Raw genomic sequence first — 19,465 nt, forward strand, 5'->3', positions numbered from 1 at the left:
GGAGTTTTTTATGGCAGATAATGATACACAATTAAAATATAAGGAGCTTTCGGAAAAAATCCGCTATCATATGGACCGGTATTACAATCAGGATGCTCCTGAGATTTCTGATTATGAGTATGATCAGTTGATGCTGGAACTTAAAAAAATGGAGAAAGAGCATCCGGAGCTCATAACCAAGGAGTCTCCGAGCCAGATTATCGGAGGCACAGCAAAGAGAGAAGCCGGAGTGAAGGTAACTCACAATGTTCCTATGCTTTCAATTGAAGACGTATTTGACAAGGCAGATGTTACTTCCTGGGTGAATAAAGTTCATGAAAAGCATCCGGATGCGCAGTTTTCTGTAGAACAGAAGATAGACGGTCTTTCGATGACTCTCAGGTATGAGGCGGATACAGATAAGCCCGGTTTTATGAAGCTTGTGATGGCTGAGACCAGAGGGGATGGAAGAATCGGGGAAGATGTTACAATAAATGCTCTTGTGATTCCTGATGTACAGAAGGAAATAAGGTACAGTGCAAGTTATCTGGAGCTTCGCGGTGAAGTATATATGTCACACGAGGACTTTGACAGATTCAATGAACAGCAGGAGAAGCTCGGCAAAAAGCTTGCAGCTAATCCGAGAAATCTAGCGGCGGGAACGCTTAGGCAGCTTGACAGTGCGGTTACAAAGGAACGCGGCCTTCGAATGTTTGTGTTTAATGTTCAGGATGGTCCTGCAGAGCTTTTGGAAAGCCACTGCAAAGCACTTGATACTTTGGAGGAGCTCGGTATTCCTGTTGTACGACACAGACTCTGCAATAGTTCCGAGGATGTTGTTGATGCGATAGATGCCATCGGTGACGAGCGATTTGACCTTACTTTTGATCTCGACGGAGCTGTAGTGAAGGTTGATCATACAGCCTGGAGAGACGATTTTCCGGCAGGCAGCAAATACTCAAGTGGACATATTGCATACAAGTACCCGCCTGAAGAAAAAGTTGTTGTAATGGATGAAATCATTGTAGATGTAGGCAGAACTGGTAAGCTTACGTTTACAGGAAGTTTTCATGATAAAGAGACCGGAAAACCCGCAAGACTTTGTGGAACCTCAGTTTCAAGAGCAACACTGCACAACCAGGATTACATCAGGGATATGAAAATAGGTATAGGAGGAGCATATAAACTCTTCAAATCAGGTGAGATCATACCTAAATTGAATGGTTGTGTGGAAGAACCTGCAGAGATATTCAAAGCTCCTGAAATATGTCCTGTATGCGGGCATAAGCTAGTACGGGAAGAGGATACAGCAGACATAAGGTGCGTTAATCCCACATGCCCTGCTCAGGTTACGAGAACTATAGCCTATTTTACATCAAGAGATGCCATGAACATCATGGGACTTGGTGATACGCTCATAGAAGCCCTGACAAAAGACGGATATCTGAAAAGCTATGCCGATATATATGACCTTTACAAGTACCGTGATGAGATGGTTGAAAAGGGAATAATCGGTAAGGAAAAGAATACAGATAAACTCCTATCTGAGATAGAAAAGTCAAAAGAAAATGACCCGGTAATGCTTCTGACAGGACTTGCCATAAGAAATGTCGGGAAAGCTACAGCCAGAGAAATCATGAAACATGTATCGGATCTTACTGATCTTTTCAAAATTACTGTGGATGGATTTTTGTCTATGCCTGATATTGGAGAGACGACGGCAAATGATTTGTACGAGTTCTTCCACAGCAAGGATAATGAAGAATTGATACTCAGGATGAAAGATGCCGGGGTAAATATGGCTGTTAAAATTGATGAGGACGCCTCGGATAAACTAAGTGGTATGACAATTGTTGTTACCGGAACACTGCCCAGTCTTGGGAGAAAAGAAGCAGAAGAGCTTATTACGAAAAACGGTGGAAAAGCTGCCGGAAGTGTTTCGAAGAAGACTACTATGGTTCTTGCGGGTGAAGCTGCGGGCAGTAAACTGACCAAGGCACAGGAACTGGGTATTAAAGTTATAAACGAAGAAGAATTTCTTGAATTAATAAAATAATATACCTTTTATAAGGTGATGGAGGTTATGGTATGCCGATCAAAATTATGAATGATCTCCCGGTACGTGAGATCCTGGAAAAAGAAAATATCTTTGTGGTGGATGAAAATCGCGCCATGCATCAGGATATTCGTTCTTTGAATATTTGTATTCTGAATCTGATGCCATTAAAGGAGGATACAGAGCTTCAGCTCCTTAGATCTTTATCTAATACACCTTTACAGATAGATGTTTCTTTTATGAGAGTAAGCAGTCACAAGTCGCTTAATACATCGCCAAACCATCTTAACAGATTCTATCATACCTTTGATGAGCTTCAGGATAATACCTATGACGGACTTATTATAACAGGAGCTCCGGTTGAGCAGATGGAATTCGAAGAGGTCGATTATTGGGAGGAACTCTGCAGAATTTTCGAGTGGTCAAAAACAAACGTAACTTCTACTTTTCATATCTGCTGGGGGGCACAGGCCGGACTCTATTACCATTACGGAATAAAGAAACGCCCTTTGCAGGAAAAACTTTTTGGTTTATTTGAGCACAGGGTGGAGAACAGAAAAGTTCCGCTTGTAAGGGGATTTGATGATGTATTTCTTATGCCCCATTCAAGACATACGGAATCACCCTCATCAGAGATACATGCATGCAAAGACCTTGTAGTTCTCGCGGAATCAACTGTTGCAGGCGTATTTCTTTGCATGAGCAGAGACGGCAAAAACATTTTTGTTATGGGGCATGCAGAATATGACAGACTGACTCTTCACAACGAATACATTAGAGATTTAAGCAAGAATCTTCCAATACATATTCCTGAAAACTATTATCCGGAAGACGATCCTGATAATACACCAAAGTTAACCTGGCGTTCTCACTGTAATAATCTGTATTCCAATTGGCTTGATTATTATGTATATCAGGCAACTCCATATAGATGGGGCCAGATCCTTGATGACGAGAAAAAAACAAAAGCAACCTCTGCCCTTACGACTGAAACTATCTGAAATGTTTTTTTTATAAACATAAAAGTTTTATGAAATATGGGGTACTATGTCCGCAAACGATAAAAAATAAGCTAAAATATAATATATCGATGATGTTTAGCTTGCGGATTTTTATCTGCGGAAAAGGGGTAACCTATGGGTTTAGATCTTGAAGAGGAAGAGAAGGAAGTAAAGACTACAACTAAGACCAGAACCAAGAGAACCAAAGAACTTTTGGAAGAGAATGCCAAGCGGATGGAAGAACTTAAGACTGAGCATGCCAATATGGAGAGAGAGATTGAGGATCTCGATAAAGAAGCAGCAGCTCTCGGAAACAAGGATGCCTTGAATTTAAAGATTACGCATGAGAAATTTGGTAAAGGCACAATTGTTAAACAGGATGGCAAGTATATAGAGGTTGAGTTTTCGGATGTAGTCAAAAAGTTTGTACTTCCGGGGGCAATAGCCGATGGATACCTTAAGATCGATGATGAAAATCTGCTTGATTATTTCAAGAAGAGAAACGATGTTCATAATCGTTCACTTAAAGCGCATCTGGCTTTAAGATCTAATGAGTTTGCTATGGAACGACTTCAGGATGACATCGATAAACTTAATGAAAAGGCAAAGTAAGTAAACAAATACAGCCGGTGCAAATGCACCGGCTGATTTTTATTTCTCATACTTTATGAAATTGCTTTTGCCTCTTCAAGCTTTTCTTCTTCATGAGCCTTGGTGTGAGCCGTAGAGAGCATGAGCTTGATTCTGTTAAGCTGATTTACTTCACTTGCACCCGGGTCATAATCAATTGCTACGATATTACATCCGGGATAGAGTTTTCTCATCTGCTTAATTACGCCCTTACCAACAACATGATTCGGAAGACAACCAAAAGGCTGTGTGCAGACAATATTGGAGGCACCTTCCTTGATGAGTTCAACCATCTCGCCTGTAAGGAACCAGCCTTCACCTGTCTGGTTACCGATTGAAACAATAGGCTTTGCATATTCAACAAGCTTATAAATGCTTGTTGGAGCATCAAAGTGAATACTCTTTTCAAATGCTTTGGAAGCTCCGCCGCGAAGCTTTTCCAGAGCCCATATACCTGCTTTACAAAAGGCCTTGGTCTTAGCGCTTGTTCCAAACTGATCAGCTTTGTAAACCTGATTGTAGAAGCAGTAGAGCATGAAGTCCAAAAGATCCGGAACAACAGCTTCGGCGCCTTCTGATTCAAGAAGCTCTACAAGGTGATTGTTAGCAGCGGGAGCAAATTTTACAAGAATCTCTCCTACAACACCGACTCTTGGTTTAATGGCATCGGTAATCGGTATCTTATCAAAATCTTCAACTATTTCCCTGCACATACGCTGGAATTTGAAGAAGCTTAGATGCTTTGCAGAAACAAATTCTATACACTTTTTCTTCCACTTATCATGAAGGGCATTAACCGAACCTTCAGTAACTTCGTAGGGACGCATACGGTATACGCATCTCATGAAGATATCACCGAAAACTGCCGCATAAGCAGCTCTTTCAAGCATCTCAAAATTGAGATGGAAGCCCGGGTTCGCCTCAAGTTTACTTAAGTTGGCGGAGATAACGGGTACTTGTTCCATACCGGCTTTTCTCAGAGCCCTTCTTATGAAACCAACATAGTTGGTAGCACGACATCCACCGCCTGTCTGGCTCATAAGTACGGCAGTTCTGTTAAGATCATACTTTCCTGAATGAAGCTCATCCATAATCTGACCAACAACCCAGAGTGAAGGATAGCATGCATCGTTGTTAACATACTTAAGACCCATGTCTATAGCATGCTTATTATCATTCTGCATTACAACAATGTTGTATCCGCATGCGCATAGAGCCGGCTCAATGATGTCAAAATGAATAGGAGACATCTGGGGAACGAGAATGGTGTAATTTGCTCTCATTTCCTCTGTAAAGAGCTTTCTGTTAATCGCGGTTGAACCTATTGTGCGTTCTTTGTTTTCTTTCTGTGCGCGCACACGTATAGCCGCAAGCAATGAACGAACACGAATTCTTGCGCTGCCAAGATTATTAACTTCATCAATTTTAAGACAGGTATAAATCTTGTCTGAGCCTGATAATATATCATTTACCTGATCTGTGGTTACTGCGTCCAGACCGCAACCAAAAGAGTTAAGCTGAATAAGATCAAGATCATCTCTTGTGCGTACAAAACTTGCTGCGGCATACAGACGTGAGTGATACATCCACTGGTCTGATACGATAAGGGGGCGTTCAGGTGTCCCGAGGTGAGATACTGAATCCTCTGTAAGAACTGCAACACCGTAGGAACAAATCATATCCGGAATACCATGATTAATCTCGGGATCTACATGGTAGGGGCGACCCGCTACAACAATACCGTGACGATTGTTTTCCTTCATCCAGCGAAGCGTCTCTTCACCTTTCTTTCGGATATCATCCCTTGCCTTTTCCATCTCAGCCCAGCCTTCGCTTGCCGCTGCAATTATCTCATTGGCAGGAAGCTCTGAAAATTCCTTAACAAGAGCATCAGTGGCAGTCTTAAGGCTTGCAAAGGACATAAAAGGATTTCTGAGTTTTACTTTTCCATCAGTAATTGCCTCTACGTTATTCTTTATGTTTTCGGAATATGAAGTAACAATAGGGCAGTTATAGTGGTTTGTTGCTCCATCTACCTCATCGCGCTCATAGAACAGCCCGGGATAGAAGATAAAATCAACGTTATTTCTGATGAGCCACTCTATGTGACCATGAGAAATCTTCGCCGGATAACACTCAGATTCGCTGGGAATTGATTCAATGCCAAGCTCATAAATCTGGTGAGTGGATCTGGGCGAGAGAACGACGCGATATCCGAGCTTTGTGAAAAATGTAAACCAGAAAGGATAGTTCTCATAATAGTTAAGTACTCTTGGAATACCAACTGTTCCGCGCTTAGCTTCAAGTTCATTAAGCGGCTTGTAATCAAATATTCTCTTGTACTTATATTCAAAAAGATTAGGAATCCCGGCAGCATTTTTTACTTTACCGATACCGCGTTCGCAGCGATTACCGGAAATGTGCTGACGTCCACCGGTAAACTTATTGATGGTAAGACGACAATGGTTGGTGCAGCCCTGACAGGTGGTCATGCTTGTTGAATACTCGAGCTTATTAATCTGATCGATTGTAAGCATGGTTGTCTTGGAGCTGTTCTTTTCATGGAATCGATTTCTGGCGATAAGAGCGGCACCAAAAGCACCCATAATACCCGCAATATCAGGACGTGTAACCTGAGCTCCGGAAATTTTTTCAAAAGCTTTAAGAACAGCATCATTGTAGAAGGTACCACCCTGAACAACTATGTGATCACCGAGTTCCTTTGCATCTGATACCTTTATAACCTTAAAGAGTGCGTTTTTAATAACTGAATAAGCAAGTCCTGCAGAAATGTCAGCAACAGAAGCGCCTTCCTTCTGAGCCTGCTTAACTCGTGAGTTCATGAAAACAGTGCAGCGAGTACCAAGATCAATGGGAGCATCAGCAAACAGAGCGATTTTTGCAAAATCCTGAACACTGTAATTAAGAGATTTTGCAAAAGTCTCTATAAAGCTTCCGCAACCGGAAGAGCATGCTTCATTAAGCTGAACGCTGTCGACAGTCTCGTTTTTTATATGAATACACTTCATATCCTGACCGCCGATATCCAGGATACAGTCAACTTCAGGATCAAAGAATGCTGCTGCATTATAATGTGCAATAGTCTCTACTTCGCCATCATCGAGCATAAGTGCGGACTTAAGCAAAGCTTCACCGTAACCGGTGGAGCAGGAACGAGCTATATTAACGCCTTCGGGCATAAGCTTATAGATTTCCTGAATAGAGCTGATAGCTGTTTTAAGAGGGCTTCCGTTATTGCTTGAATAGAATGAATAAAGAAGATCGCCATCCTCAGATACGAGGGCACATTTAGTTGTGGTGCTTCCCGCATCGATTCCGAGGAATGCGTTTCCTTTATAGGTGTCAAGCTTTGCAGTTTTTACACGATAATTATTCTGGCGATCAAGGAATTCCTTATACTCATCTTCCGACTCAAAGAGTGGCTCAAGTCTTGAGACCTCTGCAGCCATTGTTATTTTATGTGAGAGTTTCCCAATCATATCAACCATTGAGTAATGGCAGTCTTCCTGTGCATTCATAGCTGAACCGATCGCGGCAAATAGATGAGAATTATCAGTATCGATAATATGCTCATCATCAAGCTTAAGTGTGCGGATAAAAGCGACTTTGAGCTCTGAAAGGAAATGAAGAGGTCCGCCGAGAAATGCGATATGTCCTCTGATAGGCTTGCCGCAGGCAAGACCACTTATAGTCTGGTTTACAACAGCCTGGAAAATAGAAGCTGCAAGGTCTTCCTTAGTTGCGCCTTCATTGATAAGAGGCTGTATATCTGATTTTGCGAAAACACCGCAGCGAGCCGCAATGGTATAGAGAGATTGATAATTTTTGGCATAATCATTAAGACCGGATGCATCTGTCTGCAAAAGCGATGCCATCTGATCGATAAATGAACCTGTACCGCCTGCGCAGATACCGTTCATTCGCTGCTCAACATTACCGTCTTCAAAGTAGATGATCTTTGCATCCTCGCCGCCAAGCTCAATAGCTACGTCAGTCTTGGGAGCAAGAGCCTTAAGTGCTGTGGATACGGAGATAACTTCCTGGACAAAAGGTACTTCCAGATGGCTGGCAAGAGTAAGACCGCCGGATCCTGTAATGACAGGGTGAAGGGTAACATTACCGCTTATTTTTGCAGCATCCTGAAGAAGTGATAAGAGTGTCTCCTGAATGTTTGCAAAATGTCTCTTATAATCTGAAAAGACGATGTTTCTGTCTGAGTCCATAAGAGCAATCTTGACGGTGGTAGAACCAATGTCAATGCCAAGTGTGTAGTCCTTTGAAATCATAAATAAAAACCTCTGAAACCTAAAAACCTAAAAACAAATCTGTTACTACTTATATTTATATCGCAAAAATAAAATGCGCATTACGCTACATTATAATCGAAGAAAGTTTAAAAATCAATTATTCAAATATCGGTGCAAAAGGGCATAAAATGTGATAAACTCAATAAGAATGTGTAAAAACATATAATAAAATTTTGCAAAGAAAGCTATTTTTTGTGATAGTTTTCATCATAGGAGTTATATGAGTAATTTTGAAAAGAAATTCGGGAAATATGCGATAAAGAATCTGACACTGGTTCTTATTATATGTTATATAATCGGCTACATTTTGAGATTTGCTCCAATTGGAACAGGCATATTAAATATGCTTACTCTTAATCCACATTTGATTCTGCGTGGCCAGATATGGAGAATTGTAACCTGGATACTTATTCCACCTACGGAGAGTAATCTTTTCTTTGTACTTATCATGCTGTATTTTTATTATTCAATAGGAACGACCATGGAGAGAGTATGGGGAGAGTATAAATATAATCTCTATATTTTTACCGGTTTACTTTTAATGATCATAGCTGCTTTTTTAAGCTATGCATTTGTTCTGTTTGAATTAAAAATGGGAATGAATACACCTTATATGACAGGAGATGTCGGATTTGAGATGCAGTTGGCTGCGTATTCATTTAGTACATATTATATTAATATGTCTATACTGCTTGCCTTTGCCGCAACTTTTCCTGATAACGTTGTACTTTTCATGTTCATTATTCCGCTTAAGATGAAGTGGCTTGGAATAGTATATGGTGGCTGGCTTGCCTTTGAAGCTATTTCCGCTTTTGTGAATGGTAATATTTATCTGTTCTTTGCTATTACGGCCTCACTTTTAACCTTTGCCATTTTCTGGTTCTCAGGCGGACGCCTCATGCATCTTCGGCCGAAAGAAGTCAAGAGAAGAAACGATTTCAAACGTTCTGTAAAGATAACGCCGCCGGGAATTACGAAACATAAATGTGCTGTTTGCGGCAAAACAGAAAGTGATGATCCCACCATGGAATTCAGATTTTGTTCCAAATGTAACGGCAATTATGAGTATTGTCAGGAACATCTTTTTACTCATACACATGTGAAATAACAGGAGATTTATATGTCTAATCTTGATAATAAGGAAAAGGAATTCGCCCAGGTCCTTGCAGATATTACGAAGCATGCAAGAAGGCAGGGCGGAACGGTTACTGAGGACGAGATAAGGGATGCATTTGAAAACCTTGAACTTAGCGATGCCCAGTACGAACTTATATATGATTATTTAAAAAAACACAATATAGGTATTGGAGAGACTATCGATTCAAGTGAGTACCTCAGTGAGGAAGAATCGGGATATCTTTCTGAGTATCTTGAAGAATTATCCATGATTGAAACTGTTTCTGACGGTGAAAAGGAAGCAATTATTATTTCCGCCATGGCGGGAGAAACAGATGCGCAGAAGAAACTGGCAGAGATAAGCCTTTCCATGGTTGCCGATGTTGCAAAGCTGTATGCAGAGCAGGGAGTACTTATTGAGGATCTTATAGGTGAGGGCAACATTGCTCTTATGAAGGCGGTTGGAGATCTCTCCAATCTGGAAGATCATAAAGAATGTGATGCATTTCTGGCTCAGATGGTTATGGATGCCATGGAGAATCTTATAGAGGATGATGCTGCAGAAACAGCCAGAGCGCAAAAAGCTGTTAAGCTTGTTCAGGAGGTTGCGGATAAGGCTAAGGAGCTGGCCGATGAACTCAGAAGAAGCTGTACTGTAGATGAGCTTGCTGAAGAGACCGGCTGGGACAGAGCAAAAATACTTGAAGCAATCAAAGCGTGCGGCAACCAGATAGAAGATATAGATTATAAACCTGAAAAGAAGGAATGATTTCCCTTCAATCGGATTTGTTTTGAGAATAAGGGTGATTTATCGTACACCAAAAATGATAGTATTAGGTAGAACAAAGGGGACAGGTACTTGTACAACATTGTAAACGAGGATGATTTTAAATATACCATGCAGGATGTTTCAAAATATTACTTTGGAGCAAGGCTGAGTTATACAGAAATCCTCGCGGATGAGATGGCACCGTTTAAGTTTAAGACTATCGTGGAGCGGTACATAGTTAAGGATATGGATCCGGCCACAACCCTTGAGAGTCACCTTTATTACCTGGCAGAGGAGGATTTTCAGTTTCGGGTTTTCAAACAACTCAAGGCTAAGGTAAGAGTTAGCCAGTTAAGAAAAGGATCCTCTGATCACTATCAGGAAAAAGTGTATACGATGAACCAGCTTGCAGCAATTACTCCTTCGGAAAAAGAAAAAGCAGGTATGATAGTAAGGGAACTTATTGTTTCCAAACTGGCTCTCTTTGCATTTTCTGTGTGATTCGCATGCACAGATTTTGGGTTGACTTTTCTTCCAGATGTGTGTAATATACAAAAGTCTTAATTATGGCGTGTCGCCAATTTTTTCCATTTTTTATTTGTTTTACGGGTAAACTTTCGAGTTTTTTATGTTGACACATACGAACATTTGTTTTATTATCATTACAGAACGCTTGTTCTGGAGAAAAGGAGAAGAACAGTATGGAAAGAGAAGATAAGCAGAGAGCATTAGAGGCAGCACTCGGACAGATTGAGAAGCAGTTTGGTAAAGGCGCCGTTATGAAATTAGGTGATCCTTCGGCTCAGATGAATGTTGAGACCACTCCGACGGGCTCACTCAGTCTTGATATAGCACTTGGTCTCGGAGGTATTCCGAAGGGACGTATTGTTGAGATTTATGGACCTGAGTCCAGTGGTAAGACAACGGTCACACTCCACATGATCGCAGAGGTTCAGAAGAGAGGCGGTATCGCCGGATTCATTGATGCGGAGCATGCGCTTGATCCTGTATATGCCAAGAATATCGGTGTTGATGTGGATAATTTATATATTTCACAGCCGGATTCCGGCGAACAGGCCCTTGAGATTTGTGAGACAATGGTTCGCTCAGGAGCTATTGACATTGTTGTAGTCGACTCTGTTGCTGCGTTGGTGCCTAAAGCAGAAATAGATGGCGATATGGGCGATTCCCATGTCGGACTTCAGGCCAGACTCATGTCACAGGCGCTTCGTAAACTTACAGCGGTTATCAGCAAGTCCAATTGCTCGGTTATCTTTATAAATCAGCTTCGAGAGAAGGTTGGTGTTATGTTTGGCAATCCGGAGACTACAACCGGCGGACGTGCTCTCAAATTCTATTCTTCCGTAAGAATGGATGTAAGAAGAATTGAGACCTTGAAGCAGAGCGGAGAGTCTATCGGAAACCGTACAAGAGTGAAAATTGTTAAGAATAAGATTGCACCTCCGTTTAAAGAGGCTGAATTCGACATCATGTATGGCAAAGGAATTTCTTATACTGGTGATGTACTTGATCTTGCAGCCGCTTGTGACATTGTGAATAAGAGTGGCGCGTGGTACCAGTACGGAAGTGACAAGATCGGCCAGGGACGTGAGAATGCTAAGACTTATCTTGCTGAACATCCTGAAGTGCTTGAAGAAATTGCTGCAAAAGTAAGGAGTCATTACGGACTTGAGGGCGGCGAAGAAGCCAAGGAAGAGGAGCCGGCTCCCACAGGAAAAAAGTCTAAGGCTTCCAAATCAGAAGAGGCATAAGCAACATGACTGTAACGGATATAGTAGCGTTTGACAATAAAAGATCTAAAGTATTTATAGATGGCGAATTCGCTTTTATCCTGTACAGAGGCGAGATAAGAAGTTATGGAATTAAAACAGGCGAAGAGATTTCTTCGCCTGTTTTTAATGAGATAACAGAGACGGTTATTCCTAAAAGAGCAAAGCTACGAGCTATGAATTTGCTTCAAAAACGTGATTATACAGAACGCAAGCTGCGGGATAAGCTTAGGGAAGGAATGTATGCCGAATCTGTGATTGATGAGACTATAGATTATCTTAAATCCTACAGATACATTGATGACGAGAGATATGCCGGGGATTACATCAGATATCAGATAAATCTTCGGAGTAAAAACAGAATAAAACAGGATCTGATACAAAAAGGAATATCTGCTGACATAATCGAGAAAATGGTGTCCGAGGCTTATTCAGAGGAAAATGATGATCCCGAGCTTGATCTATGCATTTCTCTTTTACGAAAGAAACACTTTGATAACGAAAATGCCTCCTATGAGGAAAGGCAGAAAATGATGGCATTTTTATACCGAAAAGGCTTTGGCGGCGACACCATACAAAGAGCGTTATCACTTGACACGGGCATAAACTGAGCGTAAACTTAATATGTTGTTATATTGTATGAAATAATGAATTTTTTAATCATTTTATACAAAATATCGTACAATGAAAATTAAATAAGGAGGTGCTCCTGTATGCTTGCAATTATTTTTGTAGCAGTAGCAGCAACTCTTGTCATTTCGGTACTGGTAACCGCTTTGGTCATGACATTCCGTCAAAAGAAAATTGACGCTGAGAATGAGAGCAAGATCGGAACCGCAGAGGAAAGGGCAAGAAAAATCATCGACGACGCTGTAAGAGCTGCCGATGAATCGAAGCGCGAAAAACTCCTGGAAGTAAAAGAAGAATCACTTAAGGCCAGAAATGACCTTGAAAAGGAAGTGAGGGATAGGAGAGCAGAGGTTCAGCGTTCAGAAAGAAGAGTTCAGCAGAAAGAAGAGAACGTCGAAAAGAGATCAGAAGCAATTGAGAAGAAAGAGGCCAGTTTAAATGCACGTGAAGATGCATTGAACAAGAAAACGCAAGAGGTTGCGAAGCTTGATGAGCAGAGAAGACAGGAACTTGAGAAAATCTCAGGCTTAACCTCCGAGCAGGCAAAAGAGTATCTTTTAAAGATTGTTGAAGATGACGTAAAACATGAATCCGCAGTCATGATTAAAAACATGGAAGCGGAGGCTAAGGAAGAGGCAGATAAGCGCGCTAAGGAAATTGTGGTAAATGCAATTCAGAGATGCGCAGCAGATCATGTTTCGGAGACAACCATTTCGGTTGTTCAGCTTCCTAACGATGAGATGAAGGGACGTATTATCGGCCGAGAGGGAAGAAATATCAGAACTCTCGAAACCATGACAGGTGTTGATCTTATTATTGATGATACACCTGAGGCTGTTGTTATCTCGGGATTTGATCCTATCAGAAGAGAGGTAGCCAGAATCGCTCTTGAAAAACTGATTGTGGATGGCCGAATCCATCCTGCAAGAATTGAAGAGATGGTTGAAAAGGCACAGAAGGAAGTTGCCAATAAGATTAAAGAAGAAGGTGAGAATGCCGCTCTTGAAGCAGGTGTTCATGGATTGCATCCTGAAATCATCAAACTTCTTGGTCGCATGCGTTTCCGTACAAGTTATGGTCAGAACGCATTAAAGCATTCTGTTGAAGTATCACAGCTTTGCGGACTTATGGCTTCAGAATTGGAGCTGGATGTTCGTCTTGCTAAGAGAGCCGGTCTCCTTCATGATATCGGTAAGGCCGTTGATCATGAAATGGAAGGCTCACATATTTCACTTGGTGTTGATATTTGTAAGAAGTACAAAGAATCTGCAACCGTCATCAATGCAGTAGAGGCACATCACGGAGATGTTGAGCCTCAGTCACTTATAGCTGTTATAGTACAGGCTGCTGATACCATTTCAGCTGCAAGACCCGGAGCTCGTAGAGAGACTCTGGAGACTTATACCAGCAGATTAAAAGAACTCGAGGAGATCACAGGAAGCTTTAAGGGCGTTGATCACTCATTTGCTATTCAGGCCGGAAGAGAAGTCAGAGTAATGGTTGTTCCCGAGCAGATAAGTGACTCCGATATGGTATTAATGGCAAGAGACATTGCTAAGAAGATTGAGAACGAGATGGAATATCCCGGACAGATCAAGGTTAATATCATTCGTGAGAGTAGGGCAACTGATTTTGCTAAATAATTTTAGACTGAAATGATAATGACCGATGTGGAAAACACATCGGTCATTTTTATTTTGTAAAGTTTGATAGTGCTAACGGTTTATACTATACTAATAAAGATACAAAAACATATCTTAAGGAGGCTTATATGCAAGAGTCAGGTGAAGACTATATCGAAACAATTTATCTCTTGAAAAAGAGAAATGGCTATGTTCGTTCAATAGATGTTGCCAATGAACTTGGCTTTTCAAGACCCAGCGTTTCGAGGGCTGTTGGAATCTTAAAGGAAAACGGATTCATTACCGTGGCAAACGATGGTGAGCTTGAGCTTACACAGGAAGGCTTGAAAAAGGCCAAAAGTGTTTATGACAGACATACAAATCTTACAAAATTTCTCATGCTGACTGCAAAAGTATCTCCGGAAGTAGCAGAAAATGATGCGTGCAGAATTGAGCACATCATTAGTCCGGAAACCTTTAAGGGAATTAAGAAATATATAAAAGAGCATAAAGATGAGTTTGAGTAATGATTTTGAAAAAAGGATAAAGGCCATTCTCGGTGATGAATTTGAACAGCTTGAGGAAGCCCTTGAAAGAGAGCCCGTAAGGGCAATAAGGTTAAATCCGATACGACTTGGGGATACGAGTGCCAACAAAGCCTCGATAATTCTTGGTAAAACCTCAGCCAATCTTGAGGATGAAATCTTATGGGAACCTACAGGCTATAGTTTTAATTCCGGAACTCCGGGTAAACATCCTTATCATGAAGCAGGGGTTTACTATATCCAGGAACCCAGTGCAATGTCGCCGGTGAGTTTTCTGGATCCTCAGCCTGGTGAAAAGGTGCTCGACCTTTGTGCTGCTCCGGGAGGAAAAAGTACTCAGATTGCATGCCGGATGAAGGGTAAGGGTATACTTGTAGCAAATGAGATTGACAGGAAAAGAGCACAGATATTATCACTGAATGTTGAGAGGCTCGGAATTAGAAATGCTCTTGTCACGAACATGAAGCCGGAAATCCTTTCTGAAATTTTTGAAGGGTATTTTGACAGAATACTTGTTGATGCACCCTGCTCCGGTGAAGGTATGTTCAGAAAAAATGATGAAGCGATTGATAACTGGAGCGAGGATAATGTTGAGCTTTGTGCGAAGAGACAGACAGATATACTAAGATCTGCGGTTAAAATGCTTGCACCGGGCGGCCGACTTGTTTATTCTACATGTACCTTTGCACCTGAAGAAGATGAACTTCAGGCCGGTATTTTGATTCAGGATGGATTAAAGCCTGTAAGCATAGAATTATATGACGGCATGGTTCCCGGAGATATCGCTAATATTCAAAAAGTCAGAGATATTGTCGGAACTTTTGATTTTGATGAATATATATTTTTTCAGAAGCAGATTTCTTCGGAGATTAACGAGGCAGTAAAAAAATGTACGGCAAGACTGTGGCCTCATAAGCTTAAGGGAGAAGGTCATTTTCTTGCAGTTTTTGAAAAAGAAGGGGATATTAGCCTTAATCATGGGAATTATGGTATTAACGGAAGTATAAAACCCGTGAAAGAAACAGATATAAAACCCTTCATGCAATTTGCTGATGAAAATATAAAAGAAATAGATATTACTAAGGATCAAAAAGGATTTGTACATATACAAGGCTGTATAAGTGGTAATCCTTTTCTTTTTGGTGACCAGTTATATTTGGCGCCGGAAGGGATGCCCGGAATCAGAGGGCTTACTGTTTTGAGACCGGGGTTACACCTGGGAACTATAAAAAAAGACCGGTTTGAACCATCTCATGCGTTGGCACTTGCAATAACGACTGAGGCTGTACGGTATTCGTATGAACTTCATGATACTTCAAAAGCAATGCAGTTTATAGGAGGCATGAGCTTCAGAGAACCGGGGCTTTCAAATGGCTGGTATCTTATCACATTTGATGGCTACAGCCTGGGATGGTCAAAGTATGCGGGGGGCTCATTAAAGAACCACTATCCGAAAGGACTAAGAATTTATACATGAAAAAGTTACTGAAATATCTTAAGAAATATTCATTGGAAGCCGCCCTGGGTCCGCTTTTCAAATTGCTTGAGGCCAGTTTTGAGCTTATCGTGCCTCTTGTTGTTGCAGCCATAATTGATAAGGGTATCAGAAACAGCGACAGCTCGTATGTATTAAAAATGAGCCTGGTCCTCATACTTCTTGCAGTAGTAGGGTATATCAGTTCTGTAACGGCGCAGTTTTTTGCAGCTAAGGCAGCTTCTTATTTTGCTGCTGCGGTTAAGAAAGATCTTTTTAAGAATATCCAGGGGCTATCTTACGAACAGATTGACAGCCTTGGTACCAATACTTTGATAACCAGGATGACAAGTGATATAAACCAGGTTCAGCAAGGCGTTAATCTTACCCTTAGACTGCTTCTTCGTTCACCTTTTGTTGTCTTTGGTGCAATGGTTATGGCTTTTACTATTGATTTTAACCAGGCACTTATTTTCCTTGTTACGATAATTGTTCTGTCTATAGTTGTTTTCGGAATTATGCTTTGGGGAATTCCAAGATATAAAAAGGTTCAGGAACTTCTGGATAATGTTCTTGGCCTCACAAGAGAAAATCTTTCGGGAGTCCGTGTGATAAGAGCTTTCGGACTTGAAAAAAATGAAACGGGCAACTTTAGAGCTAAAAATGAAGGGCTCACTAAGCTTCAGGAGTTTGTTGGCAGGGTTTCTGCACTGATGAACCCTATAACCTATGTGATTCTTAATATTGCAATAATAATTCTTCTTAAGACGGGGGCGGATAAGGTTTATACCGGAATTCTTACCACCGGAGCAGTAGTGGCTCTTTATAATTATATGTCTCAGATTCTGGTAGAGCTTGTTAAGCTGGCAAATCTGATCATTCAGGTTACGAGATCGTTTGCCTGCGGAAACAGAATTCAGACCATGCTTGAAGAAACAGGGTCAATGACAGGTGGAAGCGTTGATGCAAAAAGTGTATCAATGAAGGATGATATTGTAATAAGTTTTGAGAATGTATCATTGTGCTACAAAGGTGACAGCGAAGATTCACTTTCGGAAGTGACTTTTTCCGCAAAGAAGGGCGAATCGATCGGAATTATTGGTGGTACCGGTTCGGGAAAAACTACGCTTGTTAATCTTATTCCGAGATTGTATGATGCCACAGGCGGAAGCGTTAAATTCAAAGGAAGAGATGTCAGGGATTATACACTTGAATCCCTGAGAGATGTGATTGGTGTTGTTCCTCAGAAGGCAGTTCTTTTCAAAGGAACTATAAGAGATAATCTCAGATGGGGCAATGCAAATGCGAGTGATGAAGAGATTTGGGATGCGGTTCATACTGCGCAGGCAGCCGAAGTTGTGAAAGAAAAGAAGGGGCAGCTTTCAGCTGAAATAACACAAAGCGGCAGGAATCTCTCGGGAGGTCAGAGGCAAAGGCTCACGATAGCGAGAGCTCTTGTCAAAAAGCCCGAAGTTCTGATACTTGATGACAGCTCATCAGCTCTCGATAATATGACTGATAAAAATCTTAGAAATGCTATTTCAAAGCTTTCATATAAGCCGGTAACATTTATAGTTTCGCAGAGAGCGGCATCAATAAGATTCTGTGACAAAATAATAGTTCTCGATGACGGACATGTCGATGGAATCGGAACGCATGAAGAACTCCTTATGAACAGTGCGACTTACAGAGAAATTTTTGAGTCACAGTTTGGAAAGGAGGCCGTAAATGCGTGAACTTAAACGTGTTTTGAAATATGCCTCCGCATATAAATTATTGATATTTTTATCAATCAGTTTTGCTGTTATATCAGCCGTACTAACGCTATATGCGCCTATAATTGCAGGGCAGGTTGTGGACTGTATCGTTGGCAAAGGGGATGTGAACTTTGAACTTATAAGGTCGCTCCTTATGAGGATGGGGATTGTTATTGGTATTACTGCACTTTGCCAGTGGTTTATGTATGGCGTTAATAACAGAATTACATTTAGCGTTATCAGAGATGTAAGAAATGACGCCTTTGATAAGCTTCAGATATTGCCCTTTGAATATCTGGATAGTCATCCACAGGGAGAAGTGGTTAGTAAGGTTATTTCAGATGTTGACCAGTTTGCAGATGGTCTTCTTATGGGTTTCACACAGCTTTTTACAGGCATTGTTACCATTGTTGGTACGTTGGTTTTCATGTTCTATCTTCAGTGGAAGATAGCTGCTATGGTAGTAATTCTTACGCCTATATCACTTCTTGTTGCGAGATTTATAGCAACAAGATCCTACTCACTTTTCAAGGAGCAGTCTAAAGCAAGAGCTGAGCAGACGGCGCTCATTGATGAGATGATAGGCAATCTGAAGGTTGTAAAAGCCTTTGGACACGAAGATGAAAATCAGGAGACTTTTGATGAGATTAATGAACGACTCGCAAAGACCAGCTTAAAGGCCACATTTTTCTCATCCCTTACAAATCCCAGCACCAGAGTTGTTAATAATACTGTTTATGCTTTTGTGGCACTCTTTGGAGCTTTCGAATGTATAAATGGAATAATGAGTGTTGGATCGCTTACAATTTTTTTGAGTTATGCTACGCAGTATACTAAACCTTTTAATGAGATATCAGGTGTTGTAACAGAACTTCAGAATGCGCTTGCCTGTGCAAGGCGAGTATTTGATCTTATTGATGAAAAGCCGCAGATCCCGGATGCTGTTCCTTGCGATGAACTCGGCATTGCAAAAGGCAATATTGAAATTAAAGATGTGGAGTTTTCGTACGATAAGGACAGAGAATTGATCAAAAACCTCACACTTTCCGTAAAAGAAGGTCAGAGAGTAGCTATAGTAGGTCCGACTGGAAGCGGAAAAACAACTATTATCAATCTTCTGATGAGATTCTATGATGTAGATAAGGGTGCTATAAGTGTCGAGGGATGTGACATAAGAAACTTAAGAAGAGCGCAGCTTCGCGAAAATTATGGAATGGTACTTCAGGAGACCTGGCTTAGAAGCGGGACTATAAAGGATAATATTACTCTTGGCAGAACAGGCTTTACTGAGGCTGAGGTTATAGAAGCGGCGAAAAAGTCGCATGCTCAAAGCTTCATTAAAAAATTACCGGACGGATATGACACCGTGATAAGTGAGGATGGAGGAATGCTTTCTCAGGGACAGAAGCAGCTCTTGTGTATTACAAGAATTATGCTGAGTGTACCTCCGATGCTCATTCTGGATGAAGCAACAAGCTCTATTGATACACGCACGGAGATGAGAATTCAGCGAGCATTCCAGAAAATGATGGTGGGTAGAACTAGTTTTATCGTTGCTCACAGATTGTCTACTATCAAGGAAGCTGACAGGATACTTGTAATGAAAGACGGACATATTATAGAGCAGGGAGATCATAACTCGCTTCTTAAAGCCAACGGTTTTTACTCAGATCTATACAGAAGCCAGTTTGAACAGTGAATAAATTAAATATTTTTTACATAAAATGAGTTAAAATAATAGGCAAAAGATTGCCACTATAAAAAGAGG

Annotated in this window: 14 protein-coding genes; 13 read left to right on the forward strand and 1 reads right to left on the reverse strand. The window is 41.1% G+C overall.

Going from position 1 to position 19,465, the window contains the following annotated elements; translation table 11 throughout:
* Positions 1-10 precede the first annotated feature (10 nt).
* The 3 genes from ligA (at position 11) to G630_RS0100675 (ending at position 3,648) form a co-directional block, all read left to right on the forward strand.
* Entirely contained in the window at positions 11-2,035 is a 2,025-nt protein-coding gene (gene ligA, locus G630_RS0100665; RefSeq protein WP_026497419.1) for an NAD-dependent DNA ligase LigA, read from the forward strand.
* 32 nt (positions 2,036-2,067) lie between these two features.
* Complete coding sequence (gene metA, locus G630_RS0100670) at positions 2,068-3,036, forward strand: homoserine O-acetyltransferase MetA (protein WP_022760118.1); 969 nt, start codon at positions 2,068-2,070, stop codon at positions 3,034-3,036.
* Between the two features lie 135 nt (positions 3,037-3,171).
* Complete coding sequence (locus G630_RS0100675; protein WP_022760117.1) at positions 3,172-3,648, forward strand: hypothetical protein; 477 nt, start codon at positions 3,172-3,174, stop codon at positions 3,646-3,648.
* A gap of 53 nt (positions 3,649-3,701) precedes the next feature.
* Here G630_RS0100675 and G630_RS0100680 read toward each other — a convergent pair whose 3' ends face one another.
* Positions 3,702-7,973: a 2-hydroxyacyl-CoA dehydratase gene (locus tag G630_RS0100680; RefSeq protein WP_026497420.1), complete on the reverse strand. Its 4,272-nt coding sequence runs from the start codon at positions 7,971-7,973 to the stop codon at positions 3,702-3,704.
* Positions 7,974-8,214: 241 nt separating this feature from the next.
* Here G630_RS0100680 and G630_RS0100685 point away from each other — a divergent pair, with 241 nt between their 5' ends.
* From G630_RS0100685 to G630_RS0100730, 10 genes are all read left to right on the forward strand, one after another.
* A complete protein-coding gene (locus G630_RS0100685; protein WP_022760115.1) occupies positions 8,215-9,102 on the forward strand; it encodes a hypothetical protein in 888 nt (295 codons plus the stop codon).
* A gap of 12 nt (positions 9,103-9,114) precedes the next feature.
* Entirely contained in the window at positions 9,115-9,879 is a 765-nt protein-coding gene (locus G630_RS0100690; protein ID WP_022760114.1) for an RNA polymerase sigma factor region1.1 domain-containing protein, read from the forward strand.
* Between the two features lie 90 nt (positions 9,880-9,969).
* Positions 9,970-10,380 (forward strand): hypothetical protein, encoded by a 411-nt coding sequence (locus G630_RS0100695; RefSeq protein WP_022760113.1) that lies wholly within the window; start codon positions 9,970-9,972, stop codon positions 10,378-10,380.
* Positions 10,381-10,580: 200 nt separating this feature from the next.
* Positions 10,581-11,651, forward strand: a complete 1,071-nt coding sequence (gene recA, locus G630_RS0100700) for a recombinase RecA (RefSeq protein ID WP_022760112.1) — start codon at positions 10,581-10,583, stop codon at positions 11,649-11,651.
* A gap of 5 nt (positions 11,652-11,656) precedes the next feature.
* Positions 11,657-12,280 (forward strand): regulatory protein RecX, encoded by a 624-nt coding sequence (locus tag G630_RS0100705; protein WP_026497422.1) that lies wholly within the window; start codon positions 11,657-11,659, stop codon positions 12,278-12,280.
* Between the two features lie 102 nt (positions 12,281-12,382).
* Positions 12,383-13,942, forward strand: coding sequence for a ribonuclease Y (gene rny / locus G630_RS0100710; protein WP_022760110.1), 1,560 nt, complete (start codon positions 12,383-12,385; stop codon positions 13,940-13,942).
* A 128-nt stretch (positions 13,943-14,070) separates the two neighbouring features.
* On the forward strand, positions 14,071-14,448 hold the full coding sequence (locus G630_RS0100715) for a metal-dependent transcriptional regulator (protein WP_026497424.1): 378 nt from the start codon (positions 14,071-14,073) through the stop codon (positions 14,446-14,448).
* Entirely contained in the window at positions 14,435-15,943 is a 1,509-nt protein-coding gene (locus G630_RS0100720; protein WP_026497425.1) for an RsmF rRNA methyltransferase first C-terminal domain-containing protein, read from the forward strand. The genes G630_RS0100715 and G630_RS0100720 overlap by 14 nt, the downstream gene beginning before the upstream one ends.
* Entirely contained in the window at positions 15,940-17,676 is a 1,737-nt protein-coding gene (locus G630_RS0100725; RefSeq protein WP_026497426.1) for an ABC transporter ATP-binding protein, read from the forward strand. The genes G630_RS0100720 and G630_RS0100725 overlap by 4 nt, the downstream gene beginning before the upstream one ends.
* Positions 17,669-19,396 (forward strand): ABC transporter ATP-binding protein, encoded by a 1,728-nt coding sequence (locus G630_RS0100730; protein WP_026497427.1) that lies wholly within the window; start codon positions 17,669-17,671, stop codon positions 19,394-19,396. Before G630_RS0100725 ends, G630_RS0100730 begins: the two co-directional genes overlap by 8 nt.
* Positions 19,397-19,465: the final 69 nt, after the last annotated feature.

Origin of the sequence: Butyrivibrio sp. WCD2001 (genome assembly GCF_000424485.1) — a bacterium.
In the GTDB taxonomy this organism is placed as follows: Bacteria; Bacillota; Clostridia; order Lachnospirales; family Lachnospiraceae; genus Butyrivibrio.